Origin of the sequence: Prevotella herbatica, assembly GCF_017347605.1 — a bacterium.
GTDB lineage: Bacteria > Bacteroidota > Bacteroidia > Bacteroidales > Bacteroidaceae > Prevotella > Prevotella herbatica.
Map to the genome: position 1 here is coordinate 3,001,167 of NZ_AP024484.1, position 23,553 is coordinate 3,024,719.

Below are 23,553 nucleotides of genomic sequence, written 5' to 3' on the forward strand. Positions count from 1 at the left end.
AGGATTAAGTTAATGGAAACATCTGAAATCATAAAGAAAGTAAGGAAGGTAGAGATAAAAACTCGCGGACTGAGTCAAAACATCTTTGCTGGTCAGTATCATTCTGCCTTTAAAGGTAGAGGTATGGCTTTCAGCGAAGTGCGTGAGTATCAGTATGGCGATGATGTACGCGATATTGATTGGAATGTAACTGCCCGTTTTCATCATCCTTACGTCAAGGTGTTTGAGGAAGAAAGAGAGCTTACTGTCATGTTACTTGTTGACGTGAGCGGTTCACTTGACTTCGGTACTATTCACCAAACAAAACGTGACATGGTAACCGAGATTGCTGCAACTCTGGCATTCAGTGCCATTCAGAATAATGATAAAATCGGTGTGATTTTCTTTTCTGATAAGATCGAAAAATATATCTTGCCAAAAAAGGGTAGAAAGCACATCCTGTATATTATCAGAGAATTGTTGGATTTCAAACCGCAAAGCCGTCGCACAGATGTTGGTATGGCTGTTTCATATCTCACTAGAATGATGAAGAGACGCTGCACCGCATTCCTACTAAGTGACTTCTATACACGTGATGATTTCTACAAAGAAATGCAGATCGCTAATTCAAAGCATGATATGATAGCCATTCAGGTATATGACCAGCGTGCCAAAATGTTGCCTGATATCGGACTAATGAAAGTTCGAGATGCAGAAACAGGACACGAAATGATTATAGACACGAGTTCAGCTAAATTTCGTCATGCTCATACTGCCTATTGGTTGGAGCGTGAGGAAGATTTGCGTAGGCTCTTTGCTATGAGTAACGTAGACTGGACTTCTATTGCTACAAATGAGGACTTTGCTAAAGCTCTCATGCTATTATTTAAGAAAAGAGCGTAAATGAGATATCTGAAAACCATAATATGTTTGATGTGTCTGTTGGGAATGACTTTCAGCGGGCATGCACAAACTGTTCAGGTGGAACAGAAAATAGATTCTGTTTCTATACTTATCGGACAGCAGGCTCACATGACTGTAACTGTTACAGCCCAGCATGGTGCTAAAATTGATTGGCAGAAATTCAAACCATCACAGTATATTACTCCAGGTGTTGAAGTTGTCAATTCTGTGAATGGCGAGACATCAGAAGTAGATGGAATGACAAAGGTGAGCAAGATTTATACTCTCACTAGTTTTGACGAAAGATTATATGCTATTCCTCCTGTAAAGGTGAGTGTAAACGGTAAGCCTTATGTTGGAACTCAATTGGCTCTGAAAGTACTGACTGTTGATGTTGATACAGTGCATCCAAATCAATTTTTCCCACCAAAAGACGTTCAGAGTAATCCTTTCCAATGGGCGGATTTCAGTTTGGCTTTTTGGTTGAGCGTAGTATTGGTAATTCTTTGCTGCATAGTATATTATCTGTATAGTAGACTGAAAAGTAATAAGCCTGTTATAACAAGAATACGTATCGTAAAACATATACCTGCCCACAAGAAGGCTTTGAACGAAATCGATAAGATCAAGTCAGAACACATGCAGGTGTCTGAAAATCAAAAAGAATACTACACAAAGCTTACTGATACTGTTAGACAGTATATTCAGGAAAGATTTGGATTCAATGCAATGGAAATGACGAGTAACGAAATCATTTACAGACTTCGTGAAAGTGGTGACCAAAAAAGTATTGATGAACTTCATGAGTTATTTGAAACTGCCGACTTGGTAAAATTCGCAAAGCATAGCGCGTTGATTAATGAGAATGATCTTAATCTTGTGAATGCTATTAATTTTATTGATGGCACGAAGACGGCTGCTGAAGAAACAGAAGAAAAAATTATACCACAACTAAGTGATGACGAAGAGAAATCTAGAAAGAGTAGAACGACTATAAAGTCGCTTATTTCTGTTATTACTGTAGCTGTTGTTGTACTATTGGTATATATTATATATAGTGTATATCAGTTGTTAGGATAAGATTATGGAATTTGCAAGTAAAGAATACTTCATATTATTGATATTGCTTATACCGTATATATTATGGTATTTCCTATATCGAAAGAAAAGTGAACCGACAATGCAGTTGAGTGATACTTTTGCATATCGCTATGCACCAAAAAGTTGGCGCATGCGACTTGTAAACCTGCCCATGGTGTTGCGTTGCATTGCTTTTACTCTTATTGTCATTGTTATGGCGCGTCCACAGACACATAATTCATGGGATAATAAGCAAGTTGACGGAATAGATATTATGATGGCAATGGATGTTTCAACATCAATGCTTGCCGAAGACTTAAAACCAAACCGTCTTGAGGCTGCCAAAAATGTTGCGTCTGAATTTATCGCTGACCGTCCAAACGACAATATCGGTCTGACTATATTTGCTGGTGAAGCATTTACTCAATGTCCAATGACAACAGATCATGCGTCACTTATTAATTTGTTGCAAAGTGTGAGGACTGATATTGCATCTCGTGGACTTATTTCTGACGGTACAGCTATTGGCATGGGATTGGCGAATGCTGTAAGCAGACTTAAAAATTCAAAGTCAAAAAGTAAAGTTGTAATTTTGCTTACCGACGGTAGTAATAATATGGGTGATATATCTCCTATGACAAGTGCACAGATTGCGCGTAGCCTTGGTATAAGAGTTTACACTATTGGTTTGGGTACAAATAAGGTAGCTCCTTATCCAATGCCTGTAGCAGGTGGTGTTCAATATGTGAATATTCCTGTAGAAATAGACACAAAGACGTTGAGTGATATTGCTGCTGTAACCGAAGGAAATTTTTATAGAGCAACAAATAATAGGGAATTAAAGCAAATATATAAGGATATAGACAAATTGGAAAAGACCAAGATGGATGTTAAGACATACTCAAAGCGTTATGAGGCTTATCAACCTTTTGCAATAGCTGCTTTGCTAGTCTTGCTTTTTGAATTGATATTGCGTACAACGGTATTACGTCGTATCCCGTAAATATATATAACTATGTTAAGATTTCAAGATTCAATATATCTGTGGTTGCTGCTCATTTTGCCTGTAATGGCAATAGTGAGATTTGTAGTTTGGCGACAGCGTCGCAGCAAACTACGTAAGTTTGGTGACCCTGAATTGCTAAAACAACTCATGCCGGATGTTTCTAAATATCGTCCAACAGTGAAGTTTTGGCTACTGATGTCGGCAATAGCGATTCTTATTTGTATGATAGCTCGTCCGCAAATGGGCACAAAGGTGTCTCATGAGAAACGAAATGGAATAGAGGCTATCATTGCTCTTGATATAAGTAATTCTATGATGGCAGAAGATGTAATGCCATCACGATTGGCAAAGAGTAAATTGCTAGTTGAGAATATGGTCGACCATTTTAATAATGATAAAGTGGGACTTGTTGTCTTTGCGGGTGATGCATTCGTTCAGTTGCCTATTACAAGTGATTATGTTTCGGCAAAAATGTTTTTGCAGAATATTGAACCGTCGCTCATTGCTACTCAAGGTACTGATATCGCAAGAGCTATTACTTTGTCTGAAAGCAGTTTCACTCAGCAGGATAAGGTTGGCAAAGCTATTATTGTAATAACTGATGGCGAAGATCATGAAGGTGGTGCTCTGGAAGCTGCTAAAGATGCTCGCAAAAAAGGTATTAACGTATTCATACTAGGAGTTGGTGATCCAAAAGGGGCACCTATTCCTGACGGGAATGGTGGATATCTTAAAGACAATACCGGACAGACCGTTATGTCGGCTTTGAATGAGCAGATGTGTCAACAGATTGCTGAAGCGGGTAGCGGCACATATATTCATGTAGACAACACTAATGAAGCTCAAGAAAAACTTAATGACGAATTGACAAAATTGCAGAGTGGTGAGACCAACAGTGTGATTTTTAGTGAGTACAATGAACAGTTCCAGGCATTTGGACTGATACTTATATTTTTGCTTATTGCTGAAATTTGTGTATTGGAATCTAAGAATCCATTGGTTAAGAATGTCAGATTGTTTAAAAAGAAAAAATGATGAGAGGTATTAAATACATATTCATTCTTTTGTCTATCTTTGTTTGTGCAGGTGCATTTGCTCAATCAGATAGGCAATATATCAGAAATGGCAATAAACTATTTCATCAGCAAAATTATGCAAAGGCTGAAGTGGAATATAGAAAGGCAATCTCAAAGAATCCGAATAATTCTCAAGCTATATATAATCTCGGTAATGCTTTGCTAATGCAGCAGAAGGACTCTGCCGCAACATCTTTGTTTCAGAAATCAGGACGAATTGAAACTAGTAAGATAAGGAAGGCTATGAGCTATCATAATATCGGTGTAATTTGTCAGAAACATCAGATGTATGGTGACGCAATTAATGCCTATAAAGAGGCTTTGAGAAACAATCCTAATGATAATCAGACGAGGTATAATCTTGCGTTATGCAAAAGACTGTTGAAAAATCAACCAAAGGATAAGAACAAGCAGAATAATAAACAGAAGGACAAGAAAAATAAAGATAAAAATAAGAAAGATAAGGATAAAAATAAACAAAATAACAATAACAAGGACAAAAATAAGCAGGACAAGAAGCAACAGCAGCCTGAAGACAGAATGAGTAAAGAGAATGCAGAGCAGTTACTTAATGCTGCACTGCAGGAAGAAAAGGCTACTCAGCAACGTATCAGCAAGGCTATGCAGCAAGCTGGAAGTAAAAAGTTGCAGAAAAATTGGTAAAATGATTATTTTATATTGACTTATATGTATAGATATATTCGTTATATTGTATTGATATTGGCTATAACTCTTTGTGATATAGGATGTTCTTATGCACAAAGCATTTCTGTACAAGCACCTTCTAAAGTGCCTGCAGGTGATAATTTTAGACTTTCTTATACCGTAAATACTCAAGACGTAGAAGATTTCCGTGCTGGCAATATTCCTTCAGGGATAGAAGTTATTGCTGGGCCTTATACATCTCAACAGTCTAGTTATCAGATGGTAAATGGACATACTAGTTCTTCTTCTTCGATTACGTTTACATATACATTATACGCAGTAAAACATGGTACGTATAAAATTCCAGGTGCTCATGTTGTTGTGAATGGTAGAAGAATATCTTCACGTCCTGTAACTATAACGATTGTTGGCAATGCTGCTGCCGGAAGAGGTTCGCAGGGTGCTAACAATTATGATGACGATGGTGGTGCAGCTATGAAAGCTGCAGGTTCTCGTATTTCAGGTAATGACTTGTTTATCCGTGTGAGTGCTAATAAGCGTAATGTGCATGAACAGGAGCCTGTATTGCTTACATATAAGGTGTATACATTAGTTGAACTGACACAGTTGGAAGGTAAAATGCCTGATTTGACAGGTTTCCATACTCAGGAAGTACAGTTGCCTCAACAGAAGAGTTTTCATGTTGAACGTATAAACGGAAGAGCTTACAGATGTGTCACATGGAGTCAATATGTGATGTATCCACAGATGACAGGCAAACTGACAATTCCAAGTATAACATTCAAAGGAATTGTAGTTCAGCAGAATAGAAACGTTGACCCATTTGAGGCTTTCTTTAATGGTGGATCTGGATATGTTGAAGTTAAACGAGACATCAAAGCGCCTAGCCTTAGCATAATGGTTAGTCCTCTGCCTAAACGTCCTGTTGGTTTTTCTGGAGGTGTTGGTAAGTTTAATATATCAGCACAGCTTAACAAAAAGAGTATAAAGGCAGGCGAACCGCTTCAACTTCGTATTGTTGTTGGTGGAATGGGCAATTTGAAACTAATCAAGCAACCTGTTGTAAATTTCCCTAAGGACTTTGAAAAGTATGATGCTAAGGTTACAGATAAGACTAAACTTACAGCTAATGGACTAGAAGGAAATATGGTTTATGACTTCCTTGCAGTTCCTCAGAATCAAGGACATTATACTATTCCAGCAACACAATTCACATATTATGATACTGGTAGTAACACTTATAAGACGATCAAAACTCAGGCATTTGATATAAATGTAGATAAGGGAGATGGCAAATCTGGCAGTGTTACAGACTATGCAGAAAAGGATAATGATATTCATCCATTAATGGAGGAAAATTCGAAGATTCATAATATTAATGAATTCTTTTTTGGTTCTGCTGAATATTGCGTAGTTTTATTCTTGCCATTAATCGTTTTCGTTGTATTGCTTATACTATTTAGAAAGCGTGCAATGGATTTGGCTGATGTTGTTAAGACTCGTGGTAAGAGGGCTAACAAGGTTGCTACAAAGCGACTTCGTAAAGCTAAAAAACTGATGCAAGCATCTAAGGCTAATGAATTCTATGATGAGGTGTTGCGCGCATTGTGGGGATATGTAGGTGATAAACTAAATATGTCAGTAGAGAAGTTGTCACGTGAGAATATCTCCGATAATCTTAAAGGTAGTGATGTTGATGACAATACGATAGATAAATTTATCAATGCTATTGATGAATGCGAATTTGAAAGGTATGCTCCAGGTGATGTAGCCGGCAATATGAGTCGTACTTTTGAATCGGCAATGTCTGCAATCATGGAGATTGAAAATGTCTTTAAAGGCAAGTCTAAAAGAAAACATTAATGTGAATTGAAAATGAAAAGACATATTTTACATATCATATTTTGCGTAGTTGCTTTTCTTGCTTTCAGCATGACTGTTGGTGCTGTGACAAAAGATATGGCTGATGCAGAGTATAAGAAAGCTAATTATCAGCAAGCTATAAAAGATTATGAAGAGTTGTTGAAACATGGAGTAAGTCCTGAACTCTATTATAATTTGGGTAATGCTTATTATAAGGTTGATAATATTACTCGTGCATTGCTTAATTATGAGCGTGCTTCAATGCTTGATCCTGGTAACAAGGATATAAGATTCAATCTGCAATTTGTGCGAAACAAGACAATAGATAAGGCAGCTGACGATGACGAGATGTTTTTCGTTACATGGTATAAGTCTGTTGTAAATTTTGAGAGTGTTGACGGATGGGCTAAAATAAGTGTTGTGTCGATAATTATGGCTTTGCTGTTATTATTGGTATATTTATTCTGCGAAAAAGTCAGTCTCAGAAAAGTTGGTTTCTTTGGATCGCTTACTTTTATCGGCTGTTTTATTTTAAGCATATTATTTGCTTATCAGCAGAAATATTTTTTTGAAAACCGTTGCGGGGCTATTGTTACATCTCCTGTTGTTAATGTGAAAAAGACGCCGTCAGCAGGAAGTGCTGATGAATTTATTATTCATGAAGGAACAAAAGTCTATATTACTGATCGTGGTATGAAAGGCTGGACAGGAATTAGGCTCCCTGATGGTCGTGAAGGTTGGATTCTTAAAGGCAAGATAGAAGAAATTTAGTATATTAACATATATAATTAAAAAGCTTTGGATGCTGTTAGCATTATAGAATTGGACAGAGAATTGCTTTCATTTTTTAATCAGAATGACAATCTCTTTATCGATGGGGTCATAAAAACACTTACATCGGGGATTACGTGGATACCTCTGTATTTGGCGTTGTTTTATATCGTCGTGAAGAATAATGAGACGATGGCTCAAATATTTTTTATTGTTGGTGGGGTACTACTGAGTGTTATGCTTGCTGGTGGTGTTGATGACTTAATAGTGAAACCACTTATTGCACGTCCCAGACCGGTAAATGATTTAGCTACAAAATATATTATCGATACCGTTTATGGAGTAAGCAGTGATCAGTTCAGCTTTTTCTCAGCTCATGCAGCAAATACATTTGCAATAGCAACATTCATGGCTTTATTGGTGAGAAGTGGAATTCTTAATTTTGGATTATTTGCTTGGGCAGCAATAAATGCTTATACTAGATTATATTTAGGAATGCATTATCCGTCTGATGTAATTGTCGGCACTTTGTGGGGAATGATTTGTGGTGCCGTAGCATATTTCATGTATTCCTATTTATATTACAAGCGCAATCCTCACATTAATTACATATCTTCTCAATATACGTCAACAGGATATAGTTTTATTGATGTAGATATGGTAATAACAACACTTTCGCTTACTGTATTATATGCCTTGATTTTGGCAACAGTAAATGTATTTTAGAAACAACAATATTGAGAAATTAATTGATAATGGATACAAAACATATTAAAATTAGTGATTTTAACTACGAGTTGCCTGATTGCAGAATTGCGAAATTCCCATTAGAGGAACGCGATCATAGCAAACTTCTGATATACAATCATGGCAGTCTGAGTGATGATGTTTTTTATAATCTACCACAATATCTTCCAAAGAATGCCTTAATGGTATTCAATAATACAAAGGTCATACAAGCGCGTATGCATTTTAGAAAAGAGACGGGTGCTCTGATTGAGGTGTTTCTTATGGAACCGGCTGAACCTGTAGATTACGAATTGATGTTTCAGACTACAGGACATTGCTCATGGCTTTGTATGATTGGTAATCTAAAAAAATGGAAGGATGGTTCGCTGAAACGTGACTTTGAAATTAAAGGTCAAAAACTAACTTTGGCAGCCACACTAAACAGAGATGAAAGTGAGCATAGTGCTACTGGAACAAACTATTGGGTGGATTTTGATTGGGACAATGATAATATAAACTTTGCTGATATTTTGGAAACAGTTGGCGAGTTGCCTATTCCTCCATACCTTAATAGGGAAACACAGGAAAGCGACAAAACTACTTATCAGACTGTTTATAGCAAGATAAAGGGTAGTGTAGCTGCTCCAACAGCTGGACTTCATTTTACTGATAGAGTGCTTAGTGCACTTGATGAACATGGCATAGACCGTGAAGAGGTGACTTTACACGTTGGTGCTGGAACTTTTAAACCAGTTAAGAGTAAGGAGATTGATGGACATGAGATGCATACTGAATATATAGTTGTTCATCGCCATAGTCTTGTGAAATTGGTTAATCATGAATGTAATGCTATCGCTGTTGGTACAACGAGTGTTAGAACTTTGGAGAGTCTGTATTACATAGGTGTGAAGTTGGCTACTAATTCTGATGCTACAGAGGAAGAACTGCATGTAAATCAGTGGGAACCTTATGATAATGGCAGAGACGGAAAGATTGCAGAGGGTATTTCTCCTGTTCAGGCTATACAGAATATCATTGACTGGTTAGACAGATGTGGAGTAGAGGCATTGCATAGCAGTACGCAGATTATCATCGCTCCAGGATATGAATATAAAATCGTGAAGATGCTTGTTACTAATTTTCATCAGCCACAGAGCACATTGTTGCTTTTGGTGAGTGCTTTTGTTAAAGGTGACTGGAAGAGCATTTATGATTATGCTTTGGGACACGATTTCCGTTTCCTTAGTTATGGTGACAGTTCTTTATTAATTCCATAAATATATTTGAATATGAAAATTGGAGATAAAGTAAGATTTCTTAGTGAGACAGGTGGCGGAAAGGTTGCAGGTTTCCAAGGAAATAATATAGTGCTCGTTGAAGATGAGGACGGTTTTCAAATACCGTTCCCTATAAACGAGGTTGTTCTTATTGGGGAGGATAACTATGCAACATCAAAACTTGTGAGTTCAAAAATGGCGGCTGAATCCAAACAAAATGGAATCGAACCTGATGGACGCAGTATAAAGACATTATTGAAAGACGGTCAGGATGATGTTGATGTTTCTCTTAATGAAGAAGATAAATATGACACTGTTGACGACGAAAAGGAAGTTACTTTTCGTGCGCCAGTAGAGGAACGCAAAGGCGGTAATATGCTTAGTGCATATATAGCATTTGTTCCAATGGATATAAATAATGTTACTTCGACTCGTTTTGAAACATATTTCGTTAACGACAGTAACTATTATATTCAGTTCTGTTACATGATAGCTGAAGGTAATAGTTGGAACCTTAAATATAAAGGAGAGGTAGAACCAAATACCAAACTGTATATTGAAGAGTTCGGTCGTGATGCTCTTAATGATATGAACCACATTGCGGTACAGTTTATATCATATAAATTAGAAAAGGGCTTTATATTAAAGCCTAGTGTGGATGCACAGTTCCGAATTGATCCAGTGAAGTTTTATAAGCTTCATACTTTTCAAGATACACAGTTTTTTGAATCTCCTGCTTTACTTTACAGTCTCATTGTTGATGATGTACCAGCAAGACCTCTTGTAATAGATCCTAAAGCTTTGAAAAAGGAAATGTTTGCAAGTGCTGATAATGAAAAGAAAGAATCACAAGAGCATGTAGGAAGTTATATCCGCAGATATGAAGACGGAAAAAATGGAAATGCCTTTAAGATAAAACATCGTGGAGATGATGATATCGTTGTTATAGACCTTCATGCTGATGAGTTATTGGATACAACTGCAGGTATGAATACTGCTGATATTCTGAATTATCAGATGAAGAAATTTCGTGATATCTTAGCTGAATATGCAAACAAAAAAGGACAGAAAATAGTATTCATTCATGGAAAGGGTGAAGGTGTGCTGAGAAGTTCTATAATTAATGAATTACATTATAGATATAAAAAATATGCTTATCAGGATGCTTCTTTCCAAGAATATGGATACGGTGCCACTCAAGTTACTATACGATAAGACATTAAGTAGAATATAATTTGTAGTAATAATGAATTACGGATTTATAAAAGTCGCAAGTGCCATACCGTCAGTGAAAGTCGGTGACGTAAAATACAACACTGCCCAGATTGAGAATCTTATTGCTCAAGCTGAAGGACAGGGCGTTGAAGTTATAGTTTTTCCGGAGCTTTCCGTTACAGGATATTCTTGTCAGGATTTATTTCGTCAGGATATCCTTTTAGAGTCTGCTGAGACAGCGGTTATGATATTGCTGGATTTTACAAGAAAACTTAATATCATAACTATTGTCGGCGTTCCGGTTATAGCTGGTGACTTGTTGTTGAATTGTGCAGTAGTGATTCAGCAAGGAGAAATCTTGGGTATTGTTCCAAAAACATATCTTCCAAACTATAACGAGTTTTATGAGCGACGTTGGTTTGCGTCTTCTGCTGATTTGTGCCATGAAGAAATTCGTTTTGCTGGACACAAGATGATTATGCCTGCTAAATCTCCAGTCTTTACTACTTCTCAGGGAGTAAGGTTTGGCGTTGAGATTTGTGAGGATGTCTGGGCCCCGACACCACCAAGCAATAATCTTACTTTGGCTGGTGCTGATATAATTTTTAATATGTCGGCTTCTGATGAACTTATCGGAAAGCATGACTATCTCAAGACTCTTTTGTCTCAACAGAGTGCACGCACAATGTGTGGATATGTTTATAGCAGTTGTGGATTTGGTGAGAGTACTCAGGATGTTGTATATGGAGGTAATGCTATTATACATGAAAATGGCAAGTTACTTGCTGAGGGCGAGAGATTCTCTTTGTCAGCCCAGATTGTAACTGCGCAGATTGATGTCGAGAGATTGCGTGCAGAACGAAGAAACAATACAACTTTCGTTACAGCGCAACATAATGCTATTATAGGTGATCATGATGTTGATTGCCATGGAATTGACGTGAAATCTGATTTTAAATTGGAACGTGAAGTTGACCCACATCCGTTTATTCCTCATACAGATGACATGAAAAAGTCGTGCGAGGAGATTTTCAATATTCAGGTTATGGGGTTGGCTAAGCGTATCGTGCATACCAATTGTAAATCTGTAGTCATTGGTATCAGTGGTGGACTTGATTCTACGTTGGCTTTACTTGTATGCGTTAGGACATTTGACAAACTGCAACTGGAAAGACGTGGTATTGTAGGTGTCACTATGCCTGGTTTCGGAACTACCGATCGTACTTATAATAATGCCTTAAGTTTGATGAAACGACTTGGCATTACAATTCGTGAAGTTAGTATCGCAAAAAGTGTTACACAACATTTTGAGGATATCGGTCAAGATATAAGTGTTCACGATGTTACTTACGAAAATGGTCAGGCACGTGAGCGCACTCAGATACTTATGGATTTAAGCAATAAGCTGAATGGAATGGTTATCGGAACAGGTGACCTTTCTGAGTTGGCTCTTGGTTGGGCAACATACAATGGAGATCACATGAGTATGTATGGTGTCAACTCAAGTATACCAAAGACTTTGATTAAATATCTTGTTAGATATGTTGCTGAAACGATGGAAGGTGGAACTTCTGCTATTTTGAATGATATTATTGATACTCCTATAAGTCCAGAACTTATTCCAGCAGATGAAAATGGAAATATCAAACAGAAGACAGAAGACCTTGTAGGACCTTACGAGTTGCATGATTTCTTTTTGTATTATTTCTTACGCTTTGGTTTCCGACCACGTAAGATTTTTATGTTAGCACAAAAGGCTTTCTACAACACTTATAACGATGAAGTTATAAAGAAGTGGCTTACTACCTTTTGTCGGAGATTTTTTGCGCAACAGTTCAAGCGCAGCTGTCTACCTGATGGACCTAAAGTGGGTAGCGTAAGTCTCAGTCCTCGTGGTGATTGGCGAATGCCAAGTGATGCAGCAAGCACACTTTGGATAAAGGAATGCGAAGAATTATAATATAAATAATAAAGGCATCCGATTCGGATGCCTTTATTATTTCATATAGTCTGCTACTTAATATAGCAATTTTATCTTAGAATCTGAAATCAACTTGTGCGTCTAATATGTTGTAATCAGATTGAGCACGATTGTTAACTCGTGCATATTCCAAATCTATTTGGAAATTCTTATTAATCATATAGTTTACACCAGCTTCGTATTGTGTGTTAGAAGTAGCCCATGTTGCACTTGGACGATACATATCGTAACGAACTTTTGCATATAATTTTTTGCTTACAACTGGAGCTATAACCATTCCGTAGAAACCATCAGCTTTGTCACCAATAGTAGTGTTTAAATCGCATTTAGAATTGTCTTCATTGCTGTTTATTGTAGTCTTGAATGCTTTACCTGTTGAGTGAACGTATTCAGAACGGAATGTCCAATCGTTGGCAATATATTCACCGCTTATTGCATATCTATATTTTGGTAATGAGCGAACACCTGTTTGTGTTTCACCATTTTCATCTTTCCATGTACCTTTTCTTGCACTAGAACCTTCCCAGCCAAATGCTCCAAGTCTCATCCCCTTTACAGGCATTATCCAGAAGCCACCAATGATATCTTTGCGTTGGTCTACATCTTTAGTATTGGTACCTTGTCCGTTGAATACACCGATTTGGTAATGAAGAAGATTTCTACCTTCACCATTTCTTAGGAAATCACCTTGGATTTGCAAACCGATATCACGGCCGTTACTTGCCTGTTCGCCATTGCGGTCATTGAATCCTGCTAGTTTTGAAACAGCTTGACTATAACTCATAAAACCTTCGTCAATAGGGTGAAGAGGGTTTTCAAATGTAAACGGACGTTTGAATTGTCCAATTTTAACTTTGAAGAAATCGTATTTCTGCCATTCTGTAAACAAGTCAACAACACGAGGACTATTTCCAAGTGTAGATGTGTTGCCATTAAATTGAATCTGGGCTTTCCAATAAAAGTCATTCTGGATTCTTCCGTCAAGAACAAGACGCAACATTCTAATATTGAAACTGTTGCTTTCTTCGTCCTTTTGCCCTTTATAAGTATACTGGGCCATACCATAACCTGACAGTTTGATATTGTTGAACAATGGTTTAGACTCTTGGGCATTGCTGGATATTGCAGCTAATGCCATCGTTGTAATTAATAAAAGTTTTTTCATATTATATTTATACTCTCTTAATAAATGTTTTTCTACTTTTTTTCCAATAGCACAACATTTTCAACATGTGGAGTGTGTGGAAACATGTCCACGGGTTGTACCTTGGCTACTTTATATTCAGCATCCATCAAAGCTAAATCACGCGCCTGTGTTGCTGGGTTACAACTTACATAAACGATTCTCTTTGGTGCTGCGTTTAGTATCACGTCTACCACGTCTTGGTGCATTCCTGCACGTGGTGGGTCAGTGATAATAATGTCTGGATGTCCGTGTTCAGCAATGAAATCATCTGTAAGAATGTCTTTCATGTCACCGGCATAGAATAACGTATTGGTGATATTGTTGACTTCACTGTTTACTTTTGCGTCTTCTATTGCTTCTGGTACATATTCTATACCTATAACCTTTTTTGCTTTGTGAGCAACAAAGTTTGCAATCGTTCCTGTTCCTGTATATAGGTCATATACAAGTTCGTTACCAGATAGGTTGGCAAAGTCTCTTGCCACGGAATATAGGTGGTAAGCTTGGTCTGTATTTGTTTGGTAGAAACTCTTTGGACCTACTTTAAATTTAAGGTCTTCCATCGTTTCATATATAAAGTCTGTTCCCTTGAATGTGGTAAGTTCTAAATCTCCGAATGTGTCGTTTCCCTTTTGGTTGTCTACATAGATTAGACTGGTTATTTCTGGGAATTTGTCGGCTACATGTTCAAGTAATGCTTTAGCTCTGTCTTCGTCACCTTCAACATCATAATGGAACTGAATCAGAACCATGAATTCACCGGTATTTGAATTTCTCATCATGATGTCGCGTAGCAATCCGTGCTGTGCTCTAATGTCATAGAAAGTCATACCCGTTTCTTTTGCGTATCTTTGTATTTCATTACGAATAGAGTTATGGAAATCGTCCATAAGCCAGCATTTCTTAATAGGGTATATTTTGTCGAAAGCTCCTGTAATGTGAAAGCCGATAGCACTTTCATTCAGATTACCTTCTTTTCCTTCTTCACGAGGTGGCATCGCATTTATTTCCTCTTGCGTATACCAACGCTTATTAGCGCAACCGAATTCAAGTTTATTGCGATATTCACTTGTCTTAACACTTCCAAGAATTGGATTTATTTCTGGTAGTTCTATTTTACCAATGCGAGTAAGTTGATCAAAAACCTGTTGCTGTTTTGCCTTTAATTGTTCTTCATAAGGTAGGTTCTGCCATTTGCAACCACCACAAATTCCGAAGTGAGAACACATTGGGGTAGTGCGTACCTTACTATATTGAATGAATTTAATAACACGTCCTTCCATGAAGCTGTGTTTCTTTCTTGTTATCTGTATGTCAACAATGTCACCAGGAACACAGAAAGGTACAAATACTACTTTATCCTCATGATGAAAGAGGCATTTGCCTTCAGCTGCAATAGCTTCAATCTCGACATTCTCCAATATAGGGTATGGCTTATGTTTTCTTGTCATATATATATTATTATTTCCGTGCAAAATTACTAAAATAATCCCAAATTCCTTTATTCACTGTGTAATTAAATTATTCTGTGTCCGCTAACATCCTAAAATGTAAGGTCTAGTTTGCAAAAAAGCATATAAAAGTTTTGGCTATTAATATATTTACATTATATTTGCATTATGAATTTGAAATTTTAACGTATAAAAACATTTAGAATACCTAATCAACTATGAGTGAAAAAAGAATTTATACCTTTGGAAATGGTATGGCGGAAGGTAAGGCAGATATGAAAAATCTGCTTGGCGGAAAAGGAGCTAATTTAGCCGAAATGAATCTTATTGGAGTACCAGTTCCTCCTGGCTTTACAATAACTACCGATGTTTGTAATGAATACTTTGAAAAAGGCAAACAACTGGTCGTCGATCTTCTTAAAGACGATGTAATAAAATCAGTAAAACATATTGAAACTTTGATGAATTCAAAGTTTGGTGATATAGAAAATCCCCTTTTGATGAGTGTACGCTCTGGTGCACGCGCAAGTATGCCAGGTATGATGGATACTATTCTTAATCTTGGATTGAACGATGAAGTCGTTGAAGGCTTAGCTCGTAAAACAGGCAATGAATGTTTTGCTTACGATAGCTATCGTCGTTTTGTTCAGATGTATGGTGATGTTGTTATGGGTATGAAGCCTGTAAATAAGGAGGATATTGATCCTTTTGAAGCTATTATCATTAAGGTAAAGAAACAGCGTGGAATATCTCTAGACAATGAAATGAATGTTGACGAGTTGAAACAGCTCGTTGCTGAATTCAAGGCTGCGATCAAGGAACAGACAGGATTTGATTTCCCTGTAAATCCAATGGATCAACTTTGGGGTGCCATCTGTGCTGTATTTGATTCTTGGATGAATGAGCGTGCTATTCTTTATCGTAAGATGGAAGGTATTCCTGCAGAGTGGGGCACAGCTGTTAGTGTGATGGCTATGGTATTCGGTAACATGGGTAAAACTAGTGCTACTGGTGTTTGCTTTAGCCGTGATGCTGCTACTGGTGAAAACCTTTTCAATGGTGAATATCTAGTAAATGCTCAGGGAGAGGATGTTGTTGCTGGTATTCGTACACCTCAGCAGATTACGAAGGAAGGTTCTTTGCGTTGGGCTAAGCAACAGTCTGTTGATGAAAAAATTCGTGCATCTAAATATCCTTCAATGGAAGAGGCAATGCCTGAGATTTTCGCACAATTGAATGATATTCAAGATAAGTTAGAGAAGCATTATCATGATATGCAGGATATGGAATTCACTGTTCAGGAAGGACATCTTTGGTTCCTACAGACTCGTAATGGTAAGCGTACTGGTACAGCTATGGTAAAGATTGCTATGGATTTGCTTCATGAGGGAGATATTGACGAGAAAACAGCTCTTGAGCGTTGTGAACCAAATAAACTTGATGAACTTCTTCATCCTGTTTTCGATAAAGAGGCTTTAGTTTCTGCAAAGGTTCTTACTCGTGGTCTTCCTGCAAGTCCAGGTGCAGCTTGTGGACAAGTTGTCTTCTTTGCTGATGATGCTGCAAAGTGGCACGATGAGGGTCATCAAGTTATCATGGTTCGTATAGAGACCAGTCCTGAAGATCTAGCTGGAATGAATGCTGCCGAAGGTATTCTTACTGCTCGTGGTGGTATGACTAGTCATGCTGCTGTTGTTGCGCGTGGCATGGGTAAATGCTGTGTAAGTGGTGCAGGAGCTATCAATATAAACTATAAAAATAGAACTGTAGAGATTGACGGAGTTCTTGTTCGCGAAGGTGATTACATATCACTGAATGGATCTACCGGTGAGGTCTATCTTGGTGAGGTTAAGACTAAGCCAGCTGAGGTTACTGGTGATTTCGCCAAACTGATGGATCTCTGTAAAAAATATACCAAATTAGTTGTTCGCACTAATGCTGATACTCCACATGATGCTGAGGTTGCTCGCAATTTCGGAGCTGTTGGTATTGGTCTTTGCCGTACAGAACACATGTTCTTCGAGAACGAAAAGATAAAGGCAATGCGCGAGATGATCCTTGCTGATACGAAAGAAGGTCGTGAGATTGCTTTGGAAAAACTTCTGCCTTATCAGAAGCAGGATTTCTATGGCATTTTTAAAGCGATGGACGGTTGTCCTGTTAATATTAGATTGCTTGACCCTCCTTTGCATGAGTTCGTTCCTCATGATATTGAAGGTCAAAAAATCATGGCTAAGGAAATGGGCATTTCTGTAGATCAAATTCAGCATCGTGTAAATTTGTTGAGCGAACATAATCCAATGTTGGGACATCGTGGTTGTAGACTTGGTAATACTTATCCGGAAATTACTGCTATGCAGACTCGTGCTATTATTGGGGCTGCTATTGAATTAAAGAAAGAAGGTTATAATCCTCAACCAGAAATAATGGTTCCTTTAGTTGGTATAGTTAATGAGTTTGATGCTCAGGAGGAAGTTATCCGCTCTACAGCTAAAGAGATATTTGAAAAAGAAGGTGTTGAAATACCGTTTAAGGTTGGTACGATGATTGAAATTCCACGTGCAGCCCTCACAGCTGATTATATTGCTCAAAGAGCAGAATATTTCAGTTTTGGAACTAATGACCTTACTCAAATGACATTTGGTTATAGTCGTGATGACATTTCAAGTTTCTTGCCTGTATATATTGATAAGAAGATTCTTAAGGTTGATCCTTTCCAAGTTCTGGATCAGGCAGGTGTCGGTCAGCTTGTTGAGATGGCAGTAAAGAAAGGTCGTGCAACTCGTCCAGATTTGAAGTGTGGAATATGTGGTGAGCATGGTGGTGAACCAAGTTCAGTTAAGTTCTGCCACAAGGTAGGCTTGAACTACGTAAGTTGTTCACCTTTCAGAGTTCCTATTGCAAGACTTGCTGCGGCTCAAGCTGCGATTGAAGAATAAAGCTAAGATTTAAATATCAATTATTTAGGCGGTTCTCCCTGATATAGTAGGGGGGGCCGCCTAATAATTTAAAGTGCGCTTTTGCTTATATAATTGGTAGAACAAAAGTATATGTTTATAATGATCATGATATTAAAAAACTATTAATCTTAATTACTAGAAAAAGTTTTTTTAATGCCACTAATGTCATAATGTCACAAACCCTGTGTTTATAAGGGTTTAGCGAGTGACATTAAGTGACATTATCGGGCTAAAAGTGACATTAAGTCCTAGAGTACACCTATTTTTTGCGTTTTTTTCATAATTATGCTATTTGTATAATATAGGTTTATTCTTAATGGAGTCTTATCTAACATCAAAGCAGACTTCGACTCTGTTCATAAACTTGTGGATTTAATAATTCTACGCATTGTTTTTAGCAACCCAAAAGAGGAAGAATCTTGTTATGTGCAAATTAGAAATTCTATATTACTTTATCAAAATTAATCACACGATTCTCTCCAATATAGTTCTTTCCATCAGTCAAATTATGAAACCAATAGGATTATGATGATCAAAAACATTTTTTGTTTTCAGATCTTTTAATGCCGTTTCCTACATGTTTTTGCGAAACGTATTGTTATACAATATGTTAGGCCATGTAGGTAAGTCCGTTGTTATACATTTTAGGGAGTGATTAGGGCCTAATCACTCGGTAATCCTACATGCTTTGCAGAGTGATAAGGCCCTTATTACCCAAAGACGCTCCGAAAAAGGTAATTTTATATTTGTTGTACTTCATACATTTTGACTATGATCGGAATCAATATACACATTTGTAGTTATACATTCTGAAACACTATACATATTTTTAAATCATTACTGGTATACTTTACGTATTCTGAAATCCTTTACTAAAAGGGTTGATGTATCAAGATGGTTTATAAATCAGTTTGTTTTATGAATTTAATTTATAAATAAAAATAAGATTCCGATATTCATAATTTCTAAGAAAGGCATCATGATGATTTGCTTTACAGTCGGATACACGACCTAATGTTCCAACCTAAAAAGAGAATTTCGTATTGCGATATCATCAAAATTCATCTTTTCATGCAAAAATGTGTGCTTATAATGTAGGAATCATGTAGGAAAGATGTAGGAAAAGGCACTAATATACATGGGTTAATATATTGATTGTTAATCGTTTAAGTCAAAAATGTATATAATGTAGGTTTGTTCTATATTTTTTTTTGGGATTATTTATTTATTAGAGGGGGATGTCTTCGGTAAATGGTCTTTGATCTTAGTAATTTTTATCCCTGATCTATTAAATATTAATCTTTTTATTATCTTAATTTTATTGACGATTTAATTTAAACACAGTAAGCCCAAACTTATGAACTAAGCCCAGATTCTTCCTTTTCTGAGTTGCTAAACTTTATGAGTAGAATTGTTAAATCCCCCAAGTTTACGAACTGAGCCAATATAAGACCTATTTAAATTGGTTGACAAGAAAGGGATATATCAATCAAAATGACTTTGAATTGTTGTCAGGGATCCTTAATAAATTCTGCCATAATGAATTTCTAGACTAGGTAAAGATTGATTTTTTGCCGTCTTTTGATGTCACCCAATATAATTTTTCCCATCAGATTGTATCATGGTATGAGAAAAAGATAAATATAATAATGGAGAATTTGGGCAATGATGCTAGTATTGCGTAATGTTGTTTATTATAATAAAATATAGCTGTCCGATAAAAATAGCATAGTCATATAATTAGGACTGGTTCCATTTGAAGTGAACCCGAAGTCCTATTTAAAAGGGCTCCGGGAACTATCTATATCTTATTTTTAGTTTATCGGACAGCAATATATGTAAATAAAAAAAACGCTAAAAACAGATGTAATCTAGGGCTTAATGCCACTTTTGATATATAACAGGAGTAATTGTTCTGTTTATATATATGTATTTGCTTAGTAAAATTTTTACACAATACCAATGGTGTTGTTCTGTGGATCTTTTATTTCAAAGAAAGAGTCATCAGAATTATCATGTAACCGTTCTAATTTTAAACCAATGGCTCTTTTTCTAATAGCATTTTTATTTGATTCTCTTACTGTAAACCTAATGCCGGTAGTGTCTTTATCTGATTGGATAAAGGTAAAACCGCCGCAATCATCATTACAGTTGTAAATATCTATTGACTTAAAATCAACTTTTTCAATTTTAAGATTGAATAGCTTGGCATATAAATCTGCCATTTCTTTTGCATTTCTGCTATCTATTATTATCATTATGTTCATAACTATTTGTTTTTTTTGCAAATATATATAATATATTGCATAAAAACAATGTCTTTATGAATAAATATTATTTTTATCTATATTTATACTGCTAGTTCAGTAAGAATAAATACAGTATATGTTCAATGTTAACTTATCAGAGAATTTAGATATAGCATATCTAACAGTAGATGCAATGCATTATAGGCTTAAATATGTAGGTTAGGCAGACTTGATAATAAAGTCTCACGGTCTTAAATCTATTTTAAACCGTGAGACTTTTGGGGTTACATAATTTCAACAGTCATACTGATGTCTGTTTTTGGGCGATCGTTACGTGATGTATCACTGTTTTGTATTTTCTCAACAACATCAAGTCCACTTTCAACCTCTCCAAATACAGTGTATTGGTTGTCAAGATATGGTGTTCCGCCAATTGTGGTGTATGTTTCTACTTGTTGGGCTGTAAATTTTGGAATACCAATCTCCTTGCATTTTGCCTTTGTGTCAGCAACAAGTTTTTCTTGTAATGCCTGGACTCCAGCACGGTCTTTATTGCGACGCAAATCCATTAACTCAGCTTTATGTTCTTGCGTAATTTGATTGAAAACAGTTTGTTCTTGTTGCATAGCCATTTGACGTTCAAGCTGTTTTAGTTCCTGTGACTTGAGAGTGTCACCCCATACAATATAAAACTGACTACCACTGCTTTCGCGGTTAGGATTCACTTCATCTCCTAGACGTGCTGCACTTAATGCTCCACGCTTATGGTAGAGTTGCGGGTACACAAATTCTGCTGGAATAGTATAATCTGGTCCACCAGCACCTAGATTCTTTCCAGCTGGTGCACCTTTACTATCTGGGTCACCACCTTGAATCATGAAGTCTTTTATTACACGATGAAACAATGTTCCGTCATAAAATCCTTCGCTAGCTAATTTGATGAAGTTATCTCTGTGAAGAGGTGTCTCGTCGTAAAGGCGAACAATGATGTCACCCTCTGTTGTCTTGATTTTAATTCTGCTTGCCATATTTTTTTGATTACAAAGTTACAAAAAGTATTTGAAATAGTCTACTTGGTATTTAAATACTTTTTTCAGACTATCAACAACCATTAGTTTGATTTGTTGGCAGTCATAAGCATCTCGCCGTCTTTCGATATGTGTACTTTGTCTATTTTGCCTGAATCGTCTTTTGTGAATGTAATTTCAAGATTTAAACCGCTAATCCTTATTAAAAACTTATTTGTTGCTATAGCATACATTTTTGATGTAGCCATGCCTGTTGATATCATAAGCGAGTTGTTAACTATCGAAATTTTAAAGCTATTACTGGGAATAGATGCTATATAGTTGCCAACATATTCTTTCTTAGACTGTTCAGAAAGCGATATTAATGGTGAAGAAATAACTTTCTTAGCGCCGAAATATGTTATGCCATTTGCATACATCGTAAGTGAATCTTTAGGAGAAAATTCAAACTGAATGAGTGCATTCTTTAAGTGCATATCATTAAGAGCCGTCTCTGTTTTAATAAAGAATTTGTTTTTAGACTCAGGATATACTGTAAACGAAGGCAAACTATCACATGAGATAACAAGAGAATTCTGCAACTTCTCTATTGAAATTAATCTTCCATACGAATCTTGGTATAGTCCACTATAGTTAATCAAATCTGCTGTTGACACTTTTGCTATCTTTGGATTCGCTACTGTTTTATCTTTTGATGGGACCGTGAAAGATTTTTCAGCAGAGGCGAAGTCAACCAAAGGATAAGACCAGTTGCTAAATATAAATTTCACGCCATCCCAAATTCCCTTATAATTAATAGTGTTGTGTATTTCGTCAGGATGCTTGTCATATCTCCATACAAGTTGTTTGGGTGAATATTTTTTTAGCAATGATGCCAGCGAATCAACTCCCATTGACTCTCCCTCATTTGCCAACGTAATGAATAGGCGAGTGGGGAGCTGTGTCGATTTAGAAAGTAGCTTTTCTGTGTTTTGCAAAGCAATCTGATTGTCCCACCACATACTAGGACTCATTGCTATGTAGCCATTAAAATATAAAGGGTCTTTTACAAATGCATTCATCACGAATAGTCCACCATAAGATGCACCACCAAGTATTCGATAATTGTATGTATGGTAGTTTTGTTCTACAAATGGTATCACTTCTTTTTTAATAAACATGTATAAACTATCAGCTCCTCCACCATTTCCTGTACCAATAGTAGGTGTGAGGTCGTGTTCACGTTTATCTCCTCCCGAACTTATACCAACGACAATTGATTGTGGAATAACTTTGTTATCTGGGCTAGACAGCCATGCAAGATTTTGTGAAGCGTGATTAAAACTCCATTGAGCGTCTAATATGTAAACTACTGGATATTTCTTATTTGAAGTAGCATATCCTTCAGGAACAGAAACCATAATCGTGCGGTCTTCATTAAGAATCGCAGAATGGAATTTCATAGTATATCCTGTAGTAACCTTTATTGTGTCAGGTTTAAGGTCGGCAATTGTGGGAGATTGCGCTGATGCAAAGGCTGAAGTTAGAAGCCATATTGCACATGATAGAATCACTTTATTCATTATTGCTAGATATTATCATTATTTTGCTAGAGATGGGCATTTACGCATTATTTTCTTCATGACATTCTTTCGTGTTGATTTTAAAGCCGGAGAGAGTGGTTCTTGCGAAAGCATGTCAAGGCATGAATTGAGTTCCGTCAACAGCTCTGGGTAAAACTTGCATTGTTCGTATGCTAGTTTCATGCAAAGTGCCCTTATAGCGTATGGCTCTACTGCTGATGGAATCTTTGAAATACAGAAATCAATAAAATCTGTCCTTAACGAATCTTCATGAAAAGGTTGTTGGTTTAAAAGTGATAGCAGAAGACGTCGCTTTCCAACGTGACTTTCGTTTATTGTATGATCTATTATTTCATTTTGTTTCTGATATAGCCATTTAGTTGCAACAGAATCAAAATGAGATAATATCCATAGCGCATTATATGCTATGCGTTCATCTTTTCCTATTGTAAGATTGTAGATTTCTTCTTTAATTCTATTATCATCATGTGCGAGAAGGCATATTTCGTGTATCATATTCATTTGAAGTCTGCCTGATAGATTCTCACGTAGATTGATGCTTTTGTTCATA

The 23,553-nt window shown here is 36.6% G+C and carries 18 protein-coding genes; 12 read left to right on the forward strand and 6 right to left on the reverse strand.

Going from position 1 to position 23,553, the window contains the following annotated elements:
* Positions 1–12 precede the first annotated feature (12 nt).
* From prwr041_RS11355 to prwr041_RS11405, 11 genes are all read left to right on the forward strand, one after another.
* Positions 13–882: a DUF58 domain-containing protein gene (locus tag prwr041_RS11355; RefSeq protein ID WP_018463252.1), complete on the forward strand. Its 870-nt coding sequence runs from the start codon at positions 13–15 to the stop codon at positions 880–882.
* Positions 883–1,962, forward strand: a complete 1,080-nt coding sequence (locus tag prwr041_RS11360) for a BatD family protein (RefSeq protein WP_237072232.1) — start codon at positions 883–885, stop codon at positions 1,960–1,962.
* A 4-nt stretch (positions 1,963–1,966) separates the two neighbouring features.
* Complete coding sequence (locus prwr041_RS11365) at positions 1,967–2,965, forward strand: vWA domain-containing protein (RefSeq protein WP_207153883.1); 999 nt, start codon at positions 1,967–1,969, stop codon at positions 2,963–2,965.
* Between the two features lie 12 nt (positions 2,966–2,977).
* Positions 2,978–4,003, forward strand: a complete 1,026-nt coding sequence (locus prwr041_RS11370) for a vWA domain-containing protein (protein WP_207153884.1) — start codon at positions 2,978–2,980, stop codon at positions 4,001–4,003.
* A complete protein-coding gene (locus tag prwr041_RS11375; protein WP_207155676.1) occupies positions 4,003–4,707 on the forward strand; it encodes a tetratricopeptide repeat protein in 705 nt (234 codons plus the stop codon). The genes prwr041_RS11370 and prwr041_RS11375 overlap by 1 nt, the downstream gene beginning before the upstream one ends.
* A gap of 24 nt (positions 4,708–4,731) precedes the next feature.
* Positions 4,732–6,573: a BatD family protein gene (locus tag prwr041_RS11380; RefSeq protein WP_207153885.1), complete on the forward strand. Its 1,842-nt coding sequence runs from the start codon at positions 4,732–4,734 to the stop codon at positions 6,571–6,573.
* 12 nt (positions 6,574–6,585) lie between these two features.
* Positions 6,586–7,344 carry a tetratricopeptide repeat protein gene (locus prwr041_RS11385; protein ID WP_207153886.1) on the forward strand — a complete coding sequence of 253 codons (759 nt, stop codon included), beginning with the start codon at positions 6,586–6,588 and terminating at the stop codon, positions 7,342–7,344.
* A gap of 192 nt (positions 7,345–7,536) precedes the next feature.
* Complete coding sequence (locus tag prwr041_RS11390; protein WP_394370796.1) at positions 7,537–8,070, forward strand: phosphatase PAP2 family protein; 534 nt, start codon at positions 7,537–7,539, stop codon at positions 8,068–8,070.
* Positions 8,071–8,099: 29 nt separating this feature from the next.
* Positions 8,100–9,350, forward strand: a complete 1,251-nt coding sequence (locus prwr041_RS11395) for an S-adenosylmethionine:tRNA ribosyltransferase-isomerase (protein ID WP_207153888.1) — start codon at positions 8,100–8,102, stop codon at positions 9,348–9,350.
* A 12-nt stretch (positions 9,351–9,362) separates the two neighbouring features.
* Positions 9,363–10,565, forward strand: coding sequence for a DUF2027 domain-containing protein (locus prwr041_RS11400; RefSeq protein ID WP_207153889.1), 1,203 nt, complete (start codon positions 9,363–9,365; stop codon positions 10,563–10,565).
* Positions 10,566–10,596: 31 nt separating this feature from the next.
* Positions 10,597–12,525 (forward strand): NAD(+) synthase, encoded by a 1,929-nt coding sequence (locus prwr041_RS11405; RefSeq protein WP_207153890.1) that lies wholly within the window; start codon positions 10,597–10,599, stop codon positions 12,523–12,525.
* Positions 12,526–12,601: 76 nt separating this feature from the next.
* Here the strand turns inward: prwr041_RS11405 and prwr041_RS11410 are convergent, their stop codons facing one another.
* Entirely contained in the window at positions 12,602–13,711 is a 1,110-nt protein-coding gene (locus prwr041_RS11410; RefSeq protein WP_207153891.1) for a porin, read from the reverse strand.
* 32 nt (positions 13,712–13,743) lie between these two features.
* Positions 13,744–15,183 (reverse strand): 23S rRNA (uracil(1939)-C(5))-methyltransferase RlmD, encoded by a 1,440-nt coding sequence (rlmD, locus tag prwr041_RS11415; protein ID WP_207153892.1) that lies wholly within the window; start codon positions 15,181–15,183, stop codon positions 13,744–13,746.
* A gap of 218 nt (positions 15,184–15,401) precedes the next feature.
* Here rlmD and ppdK point away from each other — a divergent pair, with 218 nt between their 5' ends.
* A complete protein-coding gene (gene ppdK / locus prwr041_RS11420; RefSeq protein ID WP_207153893.1) occupies positions 15,402–18,122 on the forward strand; it encodes a pyruvate, phosphate dikinase in 2,721 nt (906 codons plus the stop codon).
* A gap of 1,970 nt (positions 18,123–20,092) precedes the next feature.
* Here ppdK and prwr041_RS11425 read toward each other — a convergent pair.
* The 4 genes from prwr041_RS11425 to prwr041_RS11440 all read right to left on the reverse strand — a co-directional run bounded on the left by prwr041_RS11425 (position 20,093) and on the right by prwr041_RS11440 (position 23,552).
* On the reverse strand, positions 20,093–20,410 hold the full coding sequence (locus prwr041_RS11425; protein ID WP_207153894.1) for a hypothetical protein: 318 nt from the start codon (positions 20,408–20,410) through the stop codon (positions 20,093–20,095).
* A 266-nt stretch (positions 20,411–20,676) separates the two neighbouring features.
* Positions 20,677–21,420, reverse strand: coding sequence for a peptidylprolyl isomerase (locus tag prwr041_RS11430; protein WP_207153895.1), 744 nt, complete (start codon positions 21,418–21,420; stop codon positions 20,677–20,679).
* A gap of 83 nt (positions 21,421–21,503) precedes the next feature.
* Positions 21,504–22,982, reverse strand: coding sequence for an alpha/beta hydrolase (locus tag prwr041_RS11435; RefSeq protein WP_207153896.1), 1,479 nt, complete (start codon positions 22,980–22,982; stop codon positions 21,504–21,506).
* Between the two features lie 18 nt (positions 22,983–23,000).
* Positions 23,001–23,552 (reverse strand): hypothetical protein, encoded by a 552-nt coding sequence (locus prwr041_RS11440; protein WP_207153897.1) that lies wholly within the window; start codon positions 23,550–23,552, stop codon positions 23,001–23,003.
* Between the last annotated feature and the right edge of the window lies 1 nt (position 23,553).